Genomic DNA, 16,294 nt, shown 5'->3' with positions numbered 1-16,294 from the left:
GGTTTGTTACGTTCAAACTTGGCTTTAGCCATGATGATCTTCCTTTATAAACTGCTCATGAGGGTCGCCCATGAGCACTTGGTTTTTAACTAAATTTTAGTTGGGTAATATAGTAATCGAAAGATTACTCGTCGTCACCTTTTTTACCGCCAGCTTGGAACTTAGCGATGATGCCTTCCGCAACGTTACGTGGAGTTTCAGCGTATTTAGCGAATTCCATAGAGTAAGTCGCACGACCTTGAGACATAGAACGCATTTGAGTCGCGTAACCAAACATCTCAGCAAGTGGTACTTCAGCTTTAATAGCTTTAGTTCCGCCAGGAAGATCGTCCATACCTTGAACCATACCACGACGACGGTTTAAGTCACCCATGATATCGCCCATGTAGTCTTCTGGAGTTTCTACTTCAACTTTCATGATTGGTTCAAGAAGGATAGGATCTGCTTTCATGAAACCGTCACGGAAAGCGTATGAACCTGCCATTTTGAACGACAATTCATCAGAGTCGACATCGTGGTAAGAACCGTCGAATAATGTCGCTTTGATACCCACAACAGGGTAACCAGCCAATACACCATTCTTCATACGTTCTTGAATACCTTTGTCAACCGCACCAAAGAATTCTTTAGGTACAGTACCGCCGACAACTTCTTCAGCGAATTCGTATTCTTTACCAGCTTCTTCAACATCCATAGGCTCTAAACGAACATATACATGACCGAATTTACCTTTACCACCTGTTTGACGAACAAATTTACCTTCTTGTTCAACAGACTTCTTGATGGTTTCACGGTAAGCAACCATTGGTTTACCAATGTTCGCTTCAACGCTGAATTCACGCTTCATACGGTCAACGATGATGTCAAGGTGAAGCTCACCCATACCAGCAATAATTGTTTGACCAGATTCTTCGTCAGTACGAACGCGGAACGATGGATCTTCTTTAGCCAAACGACCTAAAGCGATAGACATTTTTTCTTGGTCAGCTTTAGTTTTTGGTTCAACAGCCAATGAAATTACTGGCTCTGGGAATTCCATACGCTCAAGTGTAATGATGTTTTTCTCATCACATAATGTATCACCAGTAGTAACGTCTTTAAGACCTACACACGCTGCGATATCACCTGCACGGATTTCATCAAGATCTTGACGTTCGTTCGCATGCATTTGCACGATACGACCGATACGTTCACGCTTAGATTTAACTGGGTTATAAACCGGATCACCTTGTTTAAGAACACCAGAGTAAACACGTACGAATGTTAAGTTACCTACGAACTTATCGTTCATGATTTTGAACGCAAGCGCAGAGAACGGAGCTTCGTCAGATGCTTCACGAGACGCTTTAGTTTCGTCTTTGTCGTCAAGGATACCTTCAATTGCTTTAACTTCTGTAGGAGAAGGCAAGAATTGAATTACAGCATCCAACATACGTTGAACACCTTTGTTCTTGAACGCAGAACCACAAAGCATAACTTGAATTTCAGATGCTAATGTACGAGCACGTAAACCAGCGATGATTTCTTCTTTAGAAAGATCGCCTTCTTCTAGGTACTTGTCCATTAACTCTTCAGATGCTTCAGCCGCAGCTTCAACCATCTTAGTACGCCATTCGTTTGAAGTATCAACGAGGTCAGCAGGAATTTCACCGTATTCAAACTTCATACCTTGAGATGCTTCATCCCAGATAATCGCTTTCATTTCGATGAGGTCAACTACACCTGTAAATGTATCTTCTGCACCAATTGGCACAACGATAGGTACAGGATTACCGCCTAAACGTGTTTTAACTTGCTCAACAGCACGGAAGAAGTTTGCACCAGTACGGTCCATCTTGTTCACGAATGCTAAACGAGGCACTTTATATTTGTTTGCCTGACGCCATACAGTTTCAGACTGAGGTTGTACGCCACCAACTGCACAGTAAACCATGCACGCACCGTCAAGAACACGCATAGAACGTTCAACTTCGATTGTGAAGTCTACGTGTCCCGGTGTATCAATTACGTTGATACGGTGTTGTTGGAATTGGTTAGCCATACCAGACCAGAAACAAGTTGTAGCAGCAGAGGTAATTGTAATACCACGCTCTTGCTCTTGTTCCATCCAGTCCATTGTTGCTGCACCGTCGTGTACTTCACCAATTTTGTGAGATACACCTGTGTAGAACAAAATACGTTCTGTTGTAGTTGTTTTACCTGCGTCAATGTGCGCAGAAATACCGATGTTACGGTAGTTACTAATTGGGGTTTGGCGAGCCATGATGTCTACATTCCTAAATGTTATATTTAAAACAGGACGCATCAATTAAATTGATGCGCACGAATATCCAAGCAGGCAACTTAAATACCCGCAAAGCCTCCACTTTGATAGAGAGCGATGTTGAATCGAGCTGCGGTACGCATGAATATTCTCCTGATTAGGGACTGTTTTATCCGCTTAGAAACGGTAGTGAGAGAAGGCTTTGTTGGCTTCAGCCATACGATGCACGTCTTCACGTTTTTTGATCGCTGCACCTTTACCTTCAGCTGCATCAAGCAACTCACCAGCAAGACGTAAAGCCATCGTTTTTTCAGAACGCTTAGCAGCAGCATCTACTAACCAACGCATAGCTAGAGCAGTACGACGGGATGGGCGTACTTCCATAGGTACTTGATAAGTAGCACCACCAACACGGCGTGCTTTTACTTCAACCATAGGACGAACTTTTTCAAGAGTAGTCTCGAAAAATTCAACTGGGTCTACTTTGTTTTTTTCTTGAACGCGGTCTAAAGCACCGTAAACGATACTTTCAGCAATAGATTTTTTACCATCTTGCATTACGTGGTTCATGAATTTAGCGATTGTTTGGCTGCTAAATTTTGGATCTGGAAGGATCTCACGAGCAGCGACTACGCGACGTCTTGGCATTTTAATACACCTAATAATATGACACTTCAGGATAATCCAGCAGTTTGTACAAGTGTCATGTACACGACGCTGGCCTTACTATACGTCGCTTGAATTACAAATCTATGAAGAATTCAAACAAGCGAAACGCTAAAGGAATGCTTGGGCTAGTTTCCTAGAATTACTTCTTAGGACGCTTAGCACCATATTTAGAACGTGACTGGTTACGATCTTTAACGCCAGCACAGTCTAAAGAACCACGAACGGTATGGTAACGTACACCTGGTAAGTCTTTAACACGACCACCACGGATAAGAACAACACTGTGCTCTTGTAGGTTATGACCTTCACCACCGATGTAGCTAGATACTTCAAAACCTGAAGTTAAGCGAACACGGCAAACCTTACGCATTGCTGAGTTAGGTTTTTTAGGTGTAGTAGTATAAACACGTGTACATACACCACGACGTTGTGGACAAGCCTTCAACGCAGGAACTTTTGATTTTTCAATCAAAGTCGTACGACCCTTACGGATCAACTGATTTGTTGTTGCCATTTGGCAATTCTCCCGTTATTAAACAACCTTAAAAAAAGAAAAGAACCTCTTTTTAAGGGCACATAATTGTAAGCTAAGAAGTAAAAATGGTCAACATTGTAAGTGCTGACCATTTCTTGGGTTTGTTGTGTTTTGATGTCTAGAACATCACACCATAATTAGCTATGTTTTGTTGAAGCAGGTTCTACATCAATTGATTTCTGTTCAGTCGTGAGTTCTGTTTCGCTCTCGTCAAATATCTCGTCTTGCTCTGCCTTCAACGCGGGTTGCTGTTCCGTATGTTCATGTTCAACTACATGCTGTTCTGCAAGTTGTTGAATTCCCTCTTCTACTTTTTCATCCACTGGTGTTTTGGGCGCATCTGTATCTTTGGCCTGAATCGAAACATTGGTAATCACATCATTTTTTGATGTCTCAGAACTTAAACCTTGCTTAGCCTCTTCCTCGGTTGCATTCAATAAACGCGGCGTCGCTTTTTTCAATAAAGCTTCCGCTTTATAGTAGGCATCTAATGGAGAAATATTTTCGTTCGGATGTTCATTTAAATAGAAACGTGCCGCACCAAAAATAGATTGTGATTTATGTCCGACATCTTCTAGCAATCGCCAGCTATAAAAACCACTTAAAGCAGCACCAGCAACTGGGGTTAATTTACCCACCACGGACACCTGAGGAACACGGTTTAACCATCCAAATTTAAACTGTCCTTGTTCATCTACCAGCCATTTTTTGACTAAATCAAAATCATTATTTGATCCAAGCAATTGTTGGAACTGTTGCAGGTCATGCGTTTCCAGCATAGATTTCAAGGCTTTTAATGCAACCAATAAGGTTTGTTTTTCGGCAACCAGACTCAAATCAATCTCTTTAAAGATGAAAGCAACAATCTCTTGATCATTCTCTTCTGACAAATCAAAGCCATGTGAACGTCCAGTCTGATAAATGGTTCGCAAGGTCAAAACAATCGATGCTGGAATATCAATGGCCGCGCCCCAGACACCTGTTGCACCTGTCACAGCGCCCTGAACGGCTGCCAATAATTTATTTTGTTCAATAAGCGCCTGACTCAAACGTTGCGAACGACCTGTATCTTTGGTGAGTTCCATAATGTCCTTGACCCCTGCTTCTTCAAGGATTTTCTCCGTCAGGGAACTATTCGAACTAAACTCATTCAACCACTGGAATAAATAGTCAGATGCTTTTTCACCCAAATCAGGAGATACAAAAGACGCAATACTGTTCACGCGCGTGTAATGACGACCAAGGAACTGATGTGAAAGTTTCGGGAACTGCTGACGTAACATTTGTTGCGGACTTTCGTATTTTTCCACTTCAAATGGACTTTTAAAACGCGCTTTTCCTTCTATTGTATGAGATGAATTTGCAAGATCGGCCCCAGAGGTGATTGGCGCCACTTGCAGTTTTTGTAATTCTGAACTGAGCTTTTTAGCCACTCCAAAGGCTTGTGCAAATAAACCTGAAGATTGCTTGTTTTTAGATTTTGTCATCAAGTACCTCTGTTGTGTAATGTGTGCATTTCTAGGTAAATACTAGGTTGAATGCAGATTTATCTCAACTTTTATGTGTGTACTTTCATTACGTTTCGTCACCATAAGTGCAATATTTACGAATATTTACACAACTGGAAATAGGCATAAAATTTGCCATAAGAAATAAAAAACCTTTCTGCTATCATGGTGTCATTCACTCATAAGCCATTTTAATCGTTATTTTCTCCTGATTTGTATTCATAGCGAGATGCACAGGGCTTAAGTATTACCATAAAAGGGATCTGTAAATGAAACGTGTTGTAATCACTGGTATGGGCATTAACTCATGTATCGGTAACTCTTTAGAAGAGGTCACTCATTCTTTAAAAAATGGAATCTCAGGCACACGTTTAAACCCAACTTATGCAGAACTGAATTTCAAGAGCCATGTTAGCGCTGCAGCTGAACAAGATTTTGATGGCATTGATCGTAAACTGAAACGCTTTATGGGCGTTTGTGCGATGTATGCATACAATGCAGCTGTTGCAGCCGTTGAACACGCTGGACTGAAACAAGAAGATTTGGCAAACAATCCACGTTACGGTATTGCTGGCGGTTCAGGTGGTAACTCGACTGCATCTGTTGCAGAAATGATCAAACTGCTAGAAGAAAAAGGTGCACGTAAAATCGGTCCTTTCTTCGTGCCACGTAATATGTCAAACACCATTACTGCAAACGTAGGTGTTGCATTTAAACTGCAAGGCGTTGCGCACTCGATTACCAGCGCATGTGCAACTTCTGCCGACGCAATTGGTTATGCCTACAACCTGATTCAATTAGGTAAACAGGATTTAATGCTTGCTGGTGGTGGTGAAGAAGATCACTGGTCACAAAGCTTATTGTTTGATGCGATGGGTGCATTATGTTCAAAATATAATGACACACCAGAAACTGCTTCACGCCCATATTCAAAAGACCGTGACGGTTTTGTGATTGCTGGTGGTGGTGGTTTCGTTGTACTTGAATCACTTGAACATGCACAAGCGCGTGGCGCGAACATCCTCGCTGAAGTCATTGGCTACGCAGCAAATAGTGATGGTGCTGACATGGTTGCACCAAGCGGTGAAGGTGCAACACGTTGTATCATCATGGCATTGGATGAAGCAAAACAGCATGGCGTAGAGCAAATTGACTATGTCAACACACATGGTACTTCAACACCAGCGGGTGACGTAACCGAGCTTAAAGCAATGGAACGCGCATTTGGTGATGGTCAGGTTCCTCCACTCAGTTCAACTAAATCAATGACTGGTCACAGCTTAGGTGCTGCCGGCGTTCAGGAAGCGATTTATTCTGTATTGATGATGCAAAATGACTTTATTGCACCAAACATCAACGTGACTGAGCTTGATGAAGGCGCACAAGGTTTCGATATTGTACTTGAAAAACGCGATACAAAACTGAATACTGTGATGAGTAACAGTTTTGGTTTTGGCGGTGTTAACGCCTGCCTTATTTTCAAGAAGTGGGATGCATAATCCTACTTAGTAGGATTATCGATGGATGCACCTTCTGATGCTTTCTTGTGGGTAAAAGCATTACATATTATTGCCGTGGTTTGCTGGTTCGCTGCATTGTTCTACTTACCACGCCTTTATGTCTACCATGCCATGAGCGAAGATGCCGTTAGTCATCAACGCTTTGAAGTCATGGAACGTAAGTTATATCGCGGGATCATGTGGCCGTCTATGATTGCCACATTAATTACCGCCCACTTTCTGGTCGACTGGGGTGATGCAACCCGACATTATCATGAAGCCTTATGGTTTTATCTCAAGGTTGGTCTGGTCGGTCTTTTGGTGATTTATCACCTAGTGTGTGGTTATTACCGTAAAAAGCTCATTGGCAATGCCCACTACAAATCACATAAGTTCTGGCGCTTCTTTAATGAAATGCCAACCCTGATCTTATTTGCGGTGGTTATTCTCGTTGTCGTAAAACCTCAGTTCTAACTGAGGTTTTTTTATTCTAGAATAAATACCATCATTTTGTTCACACTTGAATGTCAGATGATCAAAGCACTTCAACAGCCTATACAACAATTAAAAAACTGGTTCATTGCCAACTTAATCGTTTATCTCAAAATGAATCAGTTCAACTATCGCGGCTTAACCTCTGGCGAGATTGACATGGCACGTCCAGTCTTTGGTGACTTGATTAATTATGCACAGATCAAAATTTTTAATATCCCCTATTTACCGTGGCAACCCGTAAATATTTTTATGGCACCGAATGGCAACTTATTTGTGCATCAAAAATATTTTAGTGCTGATTATTCAAAGTGCTCTCTCCCCTTACAAGGGATTTTTATTCATGAGCTGGCCCATATTTTACAGTTTCAGCAGCACACCAATGTGATTGTCAAAGGTGCAATTCTTCAATTGGGTTATTATCTCAGTTTCAAGCACTACGATCCTTATCGATATCAATTCAAATCCGATAAGGCCTTCTCCAGCTACAACATCGAACAGCAAGGAGATATTGCACGCGATATTTTTTTCAAGAAAATTCCCAATATTATTCTGAGAAAATAAAAAAGCCCTGTCATTCATATACAGGGCTTTTTAAGTTAGACCATCGCAATTGGTATTATGCAGCTGTGCCTTTGCGAGTTTCATTCGTAGGTTCATGATCGACATCCATATCAGTTGTAAAATCTACACGCATTGCATCCTTAACAATGGTACCCATACGTCCAACACTAATCGCTAAACCTAAAGCGATGATTGGCAATAAAATTGTTGAAGTCATAATTTCTCACCTCACTTCATTCAAAGAGAATCTAATTTTTAAGCTTGTGGCTCTTGCTCACGGAACATGACTGTACCAATACGACCAACAACGACAGCTAAACCAAACGCAACAACTGGAAATAATAAAACTGACATATCTACCACCTCTTGATTTGAGTGTTGTAATACACCTGAGTGATCTCAAAATGTATAACCCTTCACATTAATCAGGATCATAGCAGTGCACAAATGTACACTCAAGTGTAGCAAAGATATTCCCGACAAACGGTATATAAAACACCCAATACAAACATAAACAACTGAAATAAATATATTTTTAATTAAGTACAGTTGTTTTTATTTTTTCATAAATTTTTAACAGGTTTATTAAAGTCACTCTTTTTATTAGAAATTTTAGACGTTATTGGAACTGTCACTGAGACGTCATGTCAATGTGCGAAGCTGACATGAAAAAAACTTGATGTGGTTATATTCAATTTATTCACAATCATGCACCATAACTACCTAAACATTGAGAAATGTTGCTTTTTCATACAGAAAAACTCGTTATTTTTACGCAGAAAAATGTGCATTTAGTATATATTAGTAAACTTGTCATTTTTCTTTAAGATATAAAATGTTTGGCGCCATGATATACAATCGTTTTTAACAACTATACTTATATAAATCAAAAACTTGTGTATCAAAACTTGTTAAGACTTAGGATTAGGTTTGAATGAAAAATTTTAAAATTGCCCTTGCTCAGTTCTCTCCGCATATTGGCAATGTTGACTCAAATACTCAAAAGATGATTGAGCAAGCAAATTTAGCGAAACAACAACAGGCTGATTTGATCGTCTTTCCAGAACTTTCAACCATCGGTTATCCAGCGGAAGATTTAATCCTTCGCCCAAATCTTCAAAAACGCACTCAAAAAGCTTTTGCTCAATTAAGTGAAGTAAAAGACATCGTAATGGTATTTGGTTTTGTGCACCAAACCGAAGATGGTCATCGTTATAATTCTGCTGCGGTGATGAAAGATGGTCAGGTATTGGGTATTTACAACAAACACAACCTGCCAAATTACGGCGTGTTTGATGAAAAACGTTACTTTCAGGAAGGCCACCAGCACCTTGTTTTTGAATATTTAGGACACAAATTCGGTGTCTTGATTTGTGAAGATGTCTGGTCGCTCAACACGGTTAAGCAACTTAGCCAACTCAATGTTGAAACCGTACTGGTCTTGAATGCTTCTCCTTATGAAGTGGGTAAACCACAGCATCGTATTCAGACGCTGAATGAATTGGCGAAACAGCTACACCTGAATATTGTTTACGTTAACCAAGTTGGCGGACAAGATGACCTGATTTTTGATGGTTCTAGCTTTGTAAGCAACAATAATGGTCAACTTGCATTACAAGCGCCAAGTTTCCAAGAATCTGTTCATTTTGCTGAATATGATGCTGAACAAAAACAGTTCAAAACTGCTGAAGCCATTCCAGCTTTGGAAACCTTTGCTGAAATTTATCAAGCATTGGTCATGGCAACCCGTGACTACGTGCAACGCTCAGGTTTCCCAGGTGTTATCCTCGGATTGTCTGGCGGTATCGACTCAGCATTAACAATGGCGATTGCTGTTGATGCAATTGGTGCGGATAAAGTACAAGCCGTCATGATGCCGTATACCTACACCTCACAAATGAGCGTAGAAGATGCGACTGAACAAGCGCGTCGTATGGGTGTGACTTTCGGTATTGCCGAGATTCATCCAATCGTGAATAGCTTCATGCAGACACTATTCCCGTTCTTTGGCAACTCACCTGCCGATGCAACAGAAGAAAACCTGCAAGCACGTACTCGTGGCACTCTGCTCATGGGCTTATCAAACAAGTTTGGTAATCTTGTGCTTTCTACAGGGAACAAATCTGAAATTTCGGTAGGTTATTGCACCCTTTACGGTGATATGGTTGGTGGCTTCTCTGTACTTAAAGATGTCTATAAAACTATCGTATTCGAATTGGCTAAATACCGTAATACACTGGAAGAAACGCCAGTTATTCCTGAACGTGTAATTATCCGCCCACCATCAGCAGAACTTCGTCCAGATCAAAAAGATCAGGATTCATTACCTGCTTATGATGTACTTGATGCTATCTTGTATGCTTATATAGAAGAAGACCTCAGCCAGGCCGATATCATTGCTAAAGGTTATGAAAGCGATGTTGTCGAGAAAGTAATTCGTCTGGTTGATCGCAATGAATACAAGCGTCGTCAGGGCGCGATTGGGCCACGTATCAGTTCACGTGCTTTCAGTCGTGAACGACGCTACCCGATCGTCAACGGATGGACCGCGAATGACTGAAAAAATTGTTTCTGAAAAGTCACAATTACTTGCTCAAGCACTTTTGCTTGAGCAAGTTAAGTTTTATAAAAACCAACTTACAACACAACTTTCTGCTGATTTCTTTCAGCAATTTATTCAGCTCTTTCTGCAACACGCACCCAACATACAACTCAAAGAAGTGGTTGAATTAGCGCAAATTCAGGCCGTTGTAAAACGCTATGCCTTTGAAATGCAGCTTGGTGCAGGTTTACTGGAGTTTATTGGAGAAATTGCGCAAAGACTGCATGTCTTTTCCCTACAATCATCAGCGCAATTACAAGATGTATTTTCAGACCACCAATTTGAAATGTGGCTCTCCAAATTTCTGGAACTTGAAAACATCCGCCATTATTTAAATCAGTTCTTAAAAGAAAGCCCTTCTATTCAGCAATTGTGCCAATACATTGCAACGACGACCTTACAAAACAAGTTACCTAAATTATTTACCCAATCAGATGAAGAAAGAATTTCCGAAAGTAAATATGAGTGGCAACAAAAATTAAAAAGCTTTTCTCACCGTCAGCAGCAGCGTATTGAACAGAAAATCGAGGAAAGTATTGCCCGATTTATTCAAGAGCAACTGGCTGATCTCAGCCTGCTTTCCAATGATGATCTGGAAAGTCTGGCGCGTAATGTCTGGGATGATAATAAGGCCAAACCTTTATCAGAATATACCAAACAGGTGACTCCACTGGATGTGGAAGAATTCTTTGTCATGATCTATGAATACTGGAAAGAATTACGCCAGTCTTCTTTCATACAGGATTTAATCCTCTATGGCGTCAAGGTCTTTTATGATTTCTATAAAGATGAAAGTCTTGCAGATGTCTTTGCTGCAATTGGCTTGGAAGAAGCAGACCTGTTGAATGAAGCGGTACGTTTTTATCCAAAAGTTGTGGTCGCGTTAGATGAACATGATGTACTCGAACCGATCATTACCCTCATTCTGAAACCGTTCTATGAAAGTTCCGACACGCTCGCGACGATCGAAAAACACCTATAAAAAATAAAGCCTGTAAATCAATTTAGCATTTACAGGCTGCACATCTCATTATTTTTACATCATACAGATAAAAAGAAACCACGCAGGAGCGTGGTTTTTAAAATGGTGGCTATGACGAGACTTGAACTTGTGACCCCCGCATTATGAGTGCGGTGCTCTAACCAACTGAGCTACATAGCCGTAAACTGTGTGCGCATTATCTAGTTTTACTTCTGATGGGTCAAGTCTATGATCTTGAAAATAGAAGATATATGCACGGTTTTTGCACAAAGATCTTATCAATTGTACATTTTTTAATTCAATATCCATTCTGGTCGAAATTTCTGTGCAATCTTCCTGCTTGAACTTCCCACAACACAGCTTTTGAACTTAGTGCTTTTCCTTATACGATGTGTAGGAACAGCCAATGCATGCCAGCATAATCATCATAATGGCCAGAACCTGATAAATATTTAATGCTTCGCCTAAAATATACCACGCAGCCAAAGCACTAATCGCAGGTGAAGCACTGAGTAAAATCCCAAAAACATGTGCTGCCAGTCGCCTCATCGCCATGATATCCAGCAAGAAAGGAATCATGCTTGAGAACAAGGAAACAAATACACAAGTAAAGAAAACTTTATAGGAACTCATTACTAAATCCAAATGCTGGACACCAACAGGGAGAGCAAATAAAGTCGCGACCAGCATCCCGACCGCCACAGAACTTCCACCAGATGAAGCCACCCGTCGACCATAGATGATATAAAGTCCCCAACAGACAGCCGCACCTAACGCAAAGCACATGCCGAGATAACTAAAATTCTGGTTAATTCCGCCAAATGGTAATATCACTATGCCTATAAGTGCACATCCTACCCACAGCAGATCCTGCTTGCGTTTGGACATCAACATCGCAACAGCCAAAGGCCCTAACACTTCAATTGAAATGGCGATACCAACCGACATATAGGAAAAAGCTTTATAAATTAATAGATTCATGCCACTAACGAGCATGCCGTAAATTAGCAAATCGCGCCAGTTGGTCTGCCGATAGAACAATTGCCACGGCCTGAAAATAATAAACAGAAGAATAGCGGACAAGCCAAGACGAACCAGAGCGACAGTTTCTGCACCCAAAACAGGAAATAACGTTTTGGCTACGGCGGCCCCCACCTGTACAGATATCAAAGATAAAGAAGCAGCAAGAAAGGCCATGCCTTGCCTAGAATCCAGTCTCACCATGACCATCCCCTGCGATGTAGAAATGCAATTTTAATTCACACATCCACGTTTAATTCTGCGATTTTATGCAAGAATATGAGTAAATTACTCTATATTTTTCTTAGGATGAGAGATTTAATCGTGTCAGATATTTCACTGGATCAGTTTGATTATGCAATTTTAAGGCAACTACAACACGACAATAAAATGTCGCATCGAAAAATTGCTGAATTGGTGAATCTTTCTCAAGCTTCAGTACAACGGCGTATAGCCCGACTTGAAGAAGAACAGGTGATTGAAAAAAATTGTGCCGTGCTTAATCCGAAAAAGTTTGGCGAAAAGATTACTTCAATTATTGAAGTCCGTTTAGCAGAAGACCGCTCTATTGTGATGGATCGGGCCAAACAATATTTTGCCAATGTCGATGAGATTCAGCAGTGCTATTTCGTCAATGGCGGCGTTTCTTTTATTATCATTATGATTTCAGACACCTTATCTCACTTTGAAGCCTTGGTACGTAAGCACTTTGCAGATAATCAGGATGTCAGAACCTATCGGACGCTAATTGTTTTAGATCGGGTGAAAGTCGGATTAGAATTATCCATTTAAAAAACAGCAGATAAAAAGAGACCACGCAGGAGCGTGGTCTATAAAATGGTGGCTATGACGAGACTTGAACTTGTGACCCCCGCATTATGAGTGCGGTGCTCTAACCAACTGAGCTACATAGCCGAAAACTGTGGGCGCATTATCTTAACTTTCGCTACACACGTCAAGCACAATTTTCAAAAAATTTAAGAAGTGGGCCTATAAGCCGGGTTCTGTCGAGGACGATCATTCCTCTAGGCGTACAATCACTCATACGCTCAAGCGACCTACCCGAATCCAGCACGGGCCGTGCCTCAGGATTCCTATTTGGTCTTGCTTCAGGTGGGGTTTACCTTGCCGTGAACTGTTACCAGACACGCGGTGCGCTCTTACCGCACCCTTTCACCCTTACCTCACGAATGAGGCGGTCTACTCTCTGCTGCACTTGCCGTCGGCTTTCGCCGCCCAGGCGTTACCTGGCACCTTGCCCTTTGAAGCCCGGACTTTCCTCCCCTGTTTCAGTCACGGAGACCTCCACAGCAGCGACCGTCCGGCCCACTTCGTGGCGCATCTTACCAAAGTTCGCTGTTAATTGCTCGCATTTTTTTGTGCAGTCAGTTTTTTATATTTCTCCATCAACTCATCATGAGATTCCACATGTTGAGGATCCAGAGGAATACAATCGACTGGGCAAAATAACTGACACTGTGGCTGATCATGGTGTCCAATGCACTCGGTACAGAGTGCTGGATTAATCTCATAAATCAGCTCACCCATATAAATGGCGTCATTGGGACAGACAGGTTCACAGACATCGCAGTTAATGCATTCATCTGTAATATATAAAGACACGTTACCAACCTTGTTGATGTTTACGTTCAAAGGCCTCGACTACAACGGCAGGCACAAATTTGTTTACATCACCTTTTAAACGGGCAATTTCTCTCACCAGTGTCGATGAAATAAATGAATATTGCTCAGATGGAGTTAAAAATACTGATTCAAAATGAGGATCAAGCTGACGGTTCATATTGGCCAGTTGAAATTCATATTCAAAATCTGAAATTGCTCTTAAACCACGAAGTACTGCTGTCGCACGCTGTTCACGGAAAAAATTGACCAACAAACCATCAAAACCAACAAACTCAACATTGTTCAAATGACTGAGTGATGCTTTTGCCAATTCAACACGCTCTTCTAAACTAAATACCGGATTTTTATGATGACCAATCGCAATGGCAACCACAACTTCATCAAACATTTTTGATGCTCTTGCAACCAAATCAACATGTCCATTGGTTATTGGATCGAAAGTCCCCGGATAAATCACACGTGTTTTAGACATGCGGTGTACTCTAGTGAATGAGATAAGGTGCGTATTTTAACAAATCTTCAGCCTAAACGCGAAATTCCTAAACATTGGAAAAAGATTGCGTTTTGCGGCACAATAGAGGCAATTGTGGAAGTTTGAATTATGGCGCAAGCAACAGTAGTGAAGAAACATAATGGTGGCACGATTGCTCAAAATAAAAGAGCGCGCCACGATTACTTTATCGAAGAAAAATTTGAAGCAGGCATGTCCCTCCAAGGTTGGGAAGTAAAGTCTCTACGTGCTGGACGTATGAGCTTGACGGAAAGTTATGTCATTTTTAAAAATGGTGAAGCCTTTTTATTTGGTTCACAAATTCAGCCGTTATTGTCTGCATCAACACATGTGGTTCCAGAAGCAACGCGTACCCGTAAGTTGCTCTTGTCTCGTCGTGAGCTGGAAAAACTATTAGGTGCGGTGAATCAAAAAGGTTATTCGTGCGTACCATTGGCATGTTACTGGAAAGGTCATCTGGTCAAGCTTGAAATTGCACTGGTAAAAGGTAAGCAATTACATGACAAGCGTGCGACCGAAAAAGATCGTGACTGGCAACGTGATAAAGCACGTATATTGCACAAATAAAAAAAACCTCCGATCAATGGAGGTTTTTTATTTCAATCTTTAACTTACACATGTTTGAGTCTTAACTCTGCCAAATATTGGCCAAACTTGCGTGCTGTTTCCAGATCACCTTCGGGTGGGGTCACTTCAACACTGGCATTATCGGATTGCGTCATTAATCCTAAAAAACTCGACATGCGGTTAATATCGGATTGACCACGTCCAGTCGGCATAAACGGTAAACCCGCCCATAACATGCCATGTTGCATTGCAAATAAATTAATCTGCTGCAACACAGCCAGCTTATCACCACTGAGTCCACCGCCATTGGTAAAACCAGCCGCCAGTTTGCCTTGCCATGTACGTGCCAACCAGCGTTTAGAGGAATCTTCCATAAACTGTTTCAAGGCAGAGGTTAGGCTTCCCATATAAGTTGGGCAGCCCATAACAATCACATCTGCCTGATCAAGCAAGTCCCATTGAGGTGCAGCTACAGACAACAGATGCACTTCAGCACCCGCCTGTTCTGCCCCTTGAGCAATGTATTGCGCAACTTTGGCTGTATGCCCATAAGGACTGTGATAAACCACACAAACTTTAACTTGGGGAGTAATTTGCTCAATAACAGACATGGGAAATTTAAAAACCAATGAATTAGATCAAGTTTAACATTTTTAAATGCGACAAGGCCAATCGACAATGCAATGGCGGCAATTTATTGCATAAATACAAAGCTTGCCATGCGACCAGTTTTGGCATCACGGCGATGAGAAAAATAATCTTCAGCTTGCTGATACGAGCATTGATCACCACCGATAACCGTTTCCACGCCTAAACGTTTTAAAATAAAACGTGCAATTGCATAGAGATCAGCCTGATATTTACCCTCAGCCTGACCTGCAATAAATGCAGATTCTAATTCAGGATATTTCTCACAGAAAGCCGCTTTGACTTCTGCTCCAACCTCAAAACAAGGCTGGCTAATAGCTGCCCCCAACCATGCCCAAGTCGGCTGGGATTTCATTTCAGCAACCGTATTTTCCACGATCCCTGCGGCTAATCCGCGCCAGCCTGCGTGTAGATTGGCAACTTCTGTACCTTCGGCATTTCCCAGCACCACAGGAAGGCAATCGGCAGTCATCATCATTAAGGCATGGCCTGCACGTTGTGTGACTAGACCATCGCCTTCAAGGGCAACGAATGGAACTTGTTCATTCACGGTATGACAAATAGTGCTATGGGTTTGCGTCATCCAAGTGATTTTATCCACACCGAATGCAGACAATTGGTTCAGCAAGATCATACGATGTTGCTGGACGCGCTGTGCATCATCATTGACATGCAAAGCCAAATTAAACCCAGACAGGCTTTGATTCGGCGTTGCGACTGTTTCTGGATGTGCAATGCGGGTTTGCCCAACAAAAACACCTTTCGGCAGACCTTGTACAAATTCCATAAA

Annotated in this window: 17 protein-coding genes, 2 tRNA genes and 1 other RNA gene; 7 read left to right on the top strand and 13 right to left on the bottom strand. The window is 41.6% G+C overall.

Translation table 11 applies throughout. The annotated features are described in order from the left end of the window. Positions 1-124: 124 nt before the first annotated feature. The 4 genes from fusA to A9Z07_RS04885 form a co-directional block, all read right to left on the bottom strand. Entirely contained in the window at positions 125-2,263 is a 2,139-nt protein-coding gene (fusA, locus tag A9Z07_RS04900; RefSeq protein ID WP_004770932.1) for an elongation factor G, read from the bottom strand. 177 nt (positions 2,264-2,440) lie between these two features. Continuing rightward, a complete protein-coding gene (gene rpsG, locus A9Z07_RS04895; RefSeq protein ID WP_004655203.1) occupies positions 2,441-2,911 on the bottom strand; it encodes a 30S ribosomal protein S7 in 471 nt (156 codons plus the stop codon). Between the two features lie 160 nt (positions 2,912-3,071). Next, on the bottom strand, positions 3,072-3,446 hold the full coding sequence (rpsL, locus tag A9Z07_RS04890) for a 30S ribosomal protein S12 (RefSeq protein ID WP_004638184.1): 375 nt from the start codon (positions 3,444-3,446) through the stop codon (positions 3,072-3,074). A 158-nt stretch (positions 3,447-3,604) separates the two neighbouring features. After that, positions 3,605-4,954 carry an EcsC family protein gene (locus A9Z07_RS04885; protein WP_069577341.1) on the bottom strand — a complete coding sequence of 450 codons (1,350 nt, stop codon included), beginning with the start codon at positions 4,952-4,954 and terminating at the stop codon, positions 3,605-3,607. Positions 4,955-5,244: 290 nt separating this feature from the next. Here A9Z07_RS04885 and A9Z07_RS04880 point away from each other — a divergent pair, with 290 nt between their 5' ends. The 3 genes from A9Z07_RS04880 to A9Z07_RS04870 are packed head-to-tail and all read left to right on the top strand — an operon-like array spanning position 5,245 to position 7,530. Further along, positions 5,245-6,474 (top strand): beta-ketoacyl-ACP synthase II, encoded by a 1,230-nt coding sequence (locus tag A9Z07_RS04880; RefSeq protein ID WP_069577339.1) that lies wholly within the window; start codon positions 5,245-5,247, stop codon positions 6,472-6,474. A gap of 21 nt (positions 6,475-6,495) precedes the next feature. Then, positions 6,496-6,948, top strand: coding sequence for a CopD family protein (locus tag A9Z07_RS04875; RefSeq protein WP_004770928.1), 453 nt, complete (start codon positions 6,496-6,498; stop codon positions 6,946-6,948). 57 nt (positions 6,949-7,005) lie between these two features. Next, positions 7,006-7,530, top strand: a complete 525-nt coding sequence (locus A9Z07_RS04870) for a hypothetical protein (RefSeq protein ID WP_069577333.1) — start codon at positions 7,006-7,008, stop codon at positions 7,528-7,530. A gap of 55 nt (positions 7,531-7,585) precedes the next feature. Here the strand turns inward: A9Z07_RS04870 and A9Z07_RS17860 are convergent, their stop codons facing one another. Further along, positions 7,586-7,747: a hypothetical protein gene (locus tag A9Z07_RS17860; protein ID WP_004770926.1), complete on the bottom strand. Its 162-nt coding sequence runs from the start codon at positions 7,745-7,747 to the stop codon at positions 7,586-7,588. Between the two features lie 717 nt (positions 7,748-8,464). Between A9Z07_RS17860 and A9Z07_RS04865 the strand changes: the two genes are divergently transcribed. Both A9Z07_RS04865 and A9Z07_RS04860 read left to right on the top strand, forming a co-directional pair. Beyond that, on the top strand, positions 8,465-10,090 hold the full coding sequence (locus A9Z07_RS04865; RefSeq protein ID WP_069577327.1) for an NAD+ synthase: 1,626 nt from the start codon (positions 8,465-8,467) through the stop codon (positions 10,088-10,090). After that, positions 10,083-11,114, top strand: a complete 1,032-nt coding sequence (locus A9Z07_RS04860) for a hypothetical protein (RefSeq protein WP_069577322.1) — start codon at positions 10,083-10,085, stop codon at positions 11,112-11,114. Before A9Z07_RS04865 ends, A9Z07_RS04860 begins: the two co-directional genes overlap by 8 nt. 103 nt (positions 11,115-11,217) lie before the next feature. Here A9Z07_RS04860 and A9Z07_RS04855 read toward each other — a convergent pair. Both A9Z07_RS04855 and A9Z07_RS04850 read right to left on the bottom strand, forming a co-directional pair. Beyond that, a tRNA-Met gene (locus A9Z07_RS04855) sits at positions 11,218-11,294 on the bottom strand. A 189-nt stretch (positions 11,295-11,483) separates the two neighbouring features. Continuing rightward, complete coding sequence (locus A9Z07_RS04850; RefSeq protein WP_069577316.1) at positions 11,484-12,338, bottom strand: EamA family transporter; 855 nt, start codon at positions 12,336-12,338, stop codon at positions 11,484-11,486. A gap of 120 nt (positions 12,339-12,458) precedes the next feature. On the opposite strand from A9Z07_RS04850, the gene A9Z07_RS04845 reads away from it, so the two are divergent. Then, on the top strand, positions 12,459-12,926 hold the full coding sequence (locus A9Z07_RS04845) for an Lrp/AsnC family transcriptional regulator (RefSeq protein WP_032810463.1): 468 nt from the start codon (positions 12,459-12,461) through the stop codon (positions 12,924-12,926). A 46-nt stretch (positions 12,927-12,972) separates the two neighbouring features. Here the strand turns inward: A9Z07_RS04845 and A9Z07_RS04840 are convergent. The 4 genes from A9Z07_RS04840 to coaD all read right to left on the bottom strand — a co-directional run bounded on the left by A9Z07_RS04840 (position 12,973) and on the right by coaD (position 14,250). Continuing rightward, positions 12,973-13,049: transfer RNA gene (locus tag A9Z07_RS04840), tRNA-Met, on the bottom strand. A gap of 62 nt (positions 13,050-13,111) precedes the next feature. Next, positions 13,112-13,467: RNase P RNA component class A (gene rnpB, locus A9Z07_RS04835), an RNA gene on the bottom strand. A gap of 26 nt (positions 13,468-13,493) precedes the next feature. Further along, positions 13,494-13,757: a YfhL family 4Fe-4S dicluster ferredoxin gene (locus A9Z07_RS04830; protein ID WP_004770919.1), complete on the bottom strand. Its 264-nt coding sequence runs from the start codon at positions 13,755-13,757 to the stop codon at positions 13,494-13,496. A 1-nt stretch (position 13,758) separates the two neighbouring features. Further along, positions 13,759-14,250 (bottom strand): pantetheine-phosphate adenylyltransferase, encoded by a 492-nt coding sequence (gene coaD / locus A9Z07_RS04825; RefSeq protein ID WP_004770918.1) that lies wholly within the window; start codon positions 14,248-14,250, stop codon positions 13,759-13,761. 129 nt (positions 14,251-14,379) lie between these two features. On the opposite strand from coaD, the gene smpB reads away from it, so the two are divergent. Then, on the top strand, positions 14,380-14,856 hold the full coding sequence (gene smpB / locus A9Z07_RS04820; protein ID WP_004770917.1) for an SsrA-binding protein SmpB: 477 nt from the start codon (positions 14,380-14,382) through the stop codon (positions 14,854-14,856). Positions 14,857-14,900: 44 nt separating this feature from the next. On the opposite strand, the gene A9Z07_RS04815 is transcribed toward smpB, so the two are convergent. After that, the gene (locus tag A9Z07_RS04815) at positions 14,901-15,467 is read right to left on the bottom strand and encodes a flavodoxin family protein (RefSeq protein ID WP_047431121.1); all 567 of its coding nucleotides are present in this window, start codon (positions 15,465-15,467) and stop codon (positions 14,901-14,903) included. Positions 15,468-15,550: 83 nt separating this feature from the next. Further along, positions 15,551-16,291 carry a peptidoglycan editing factor PgeF gene (gene pgeF / locus A9Z07_RS04810; protein WP_069577311.1) on the bottom strand — a complete coding sequence of 247 codons (741 nt, stop codon included), beginning with the start codon at positions 16,289-16,291 and terminating at the stop codon, positions 15,551-15,553. Positions 16,292-16,294: the final 3 nt, after the last annotated feature.

The organism is Acinetobacter sp. YK3 (assembly GCF_001729365.1).
In the GTDB taxonomy this organism is placed as follows: domain Bacteria; phylum Pseudomonadota; class Gammaproteobacteria; order Pseudomonadales; family Moraxellaceae; genus Acinetobacter; species Acinetobacter vivianii.
The sequence above is the reverse complement of the archived record's forward strand: the minus strand, read 5'-3'. Positions and strand labels throughout refer to the sequence as shown.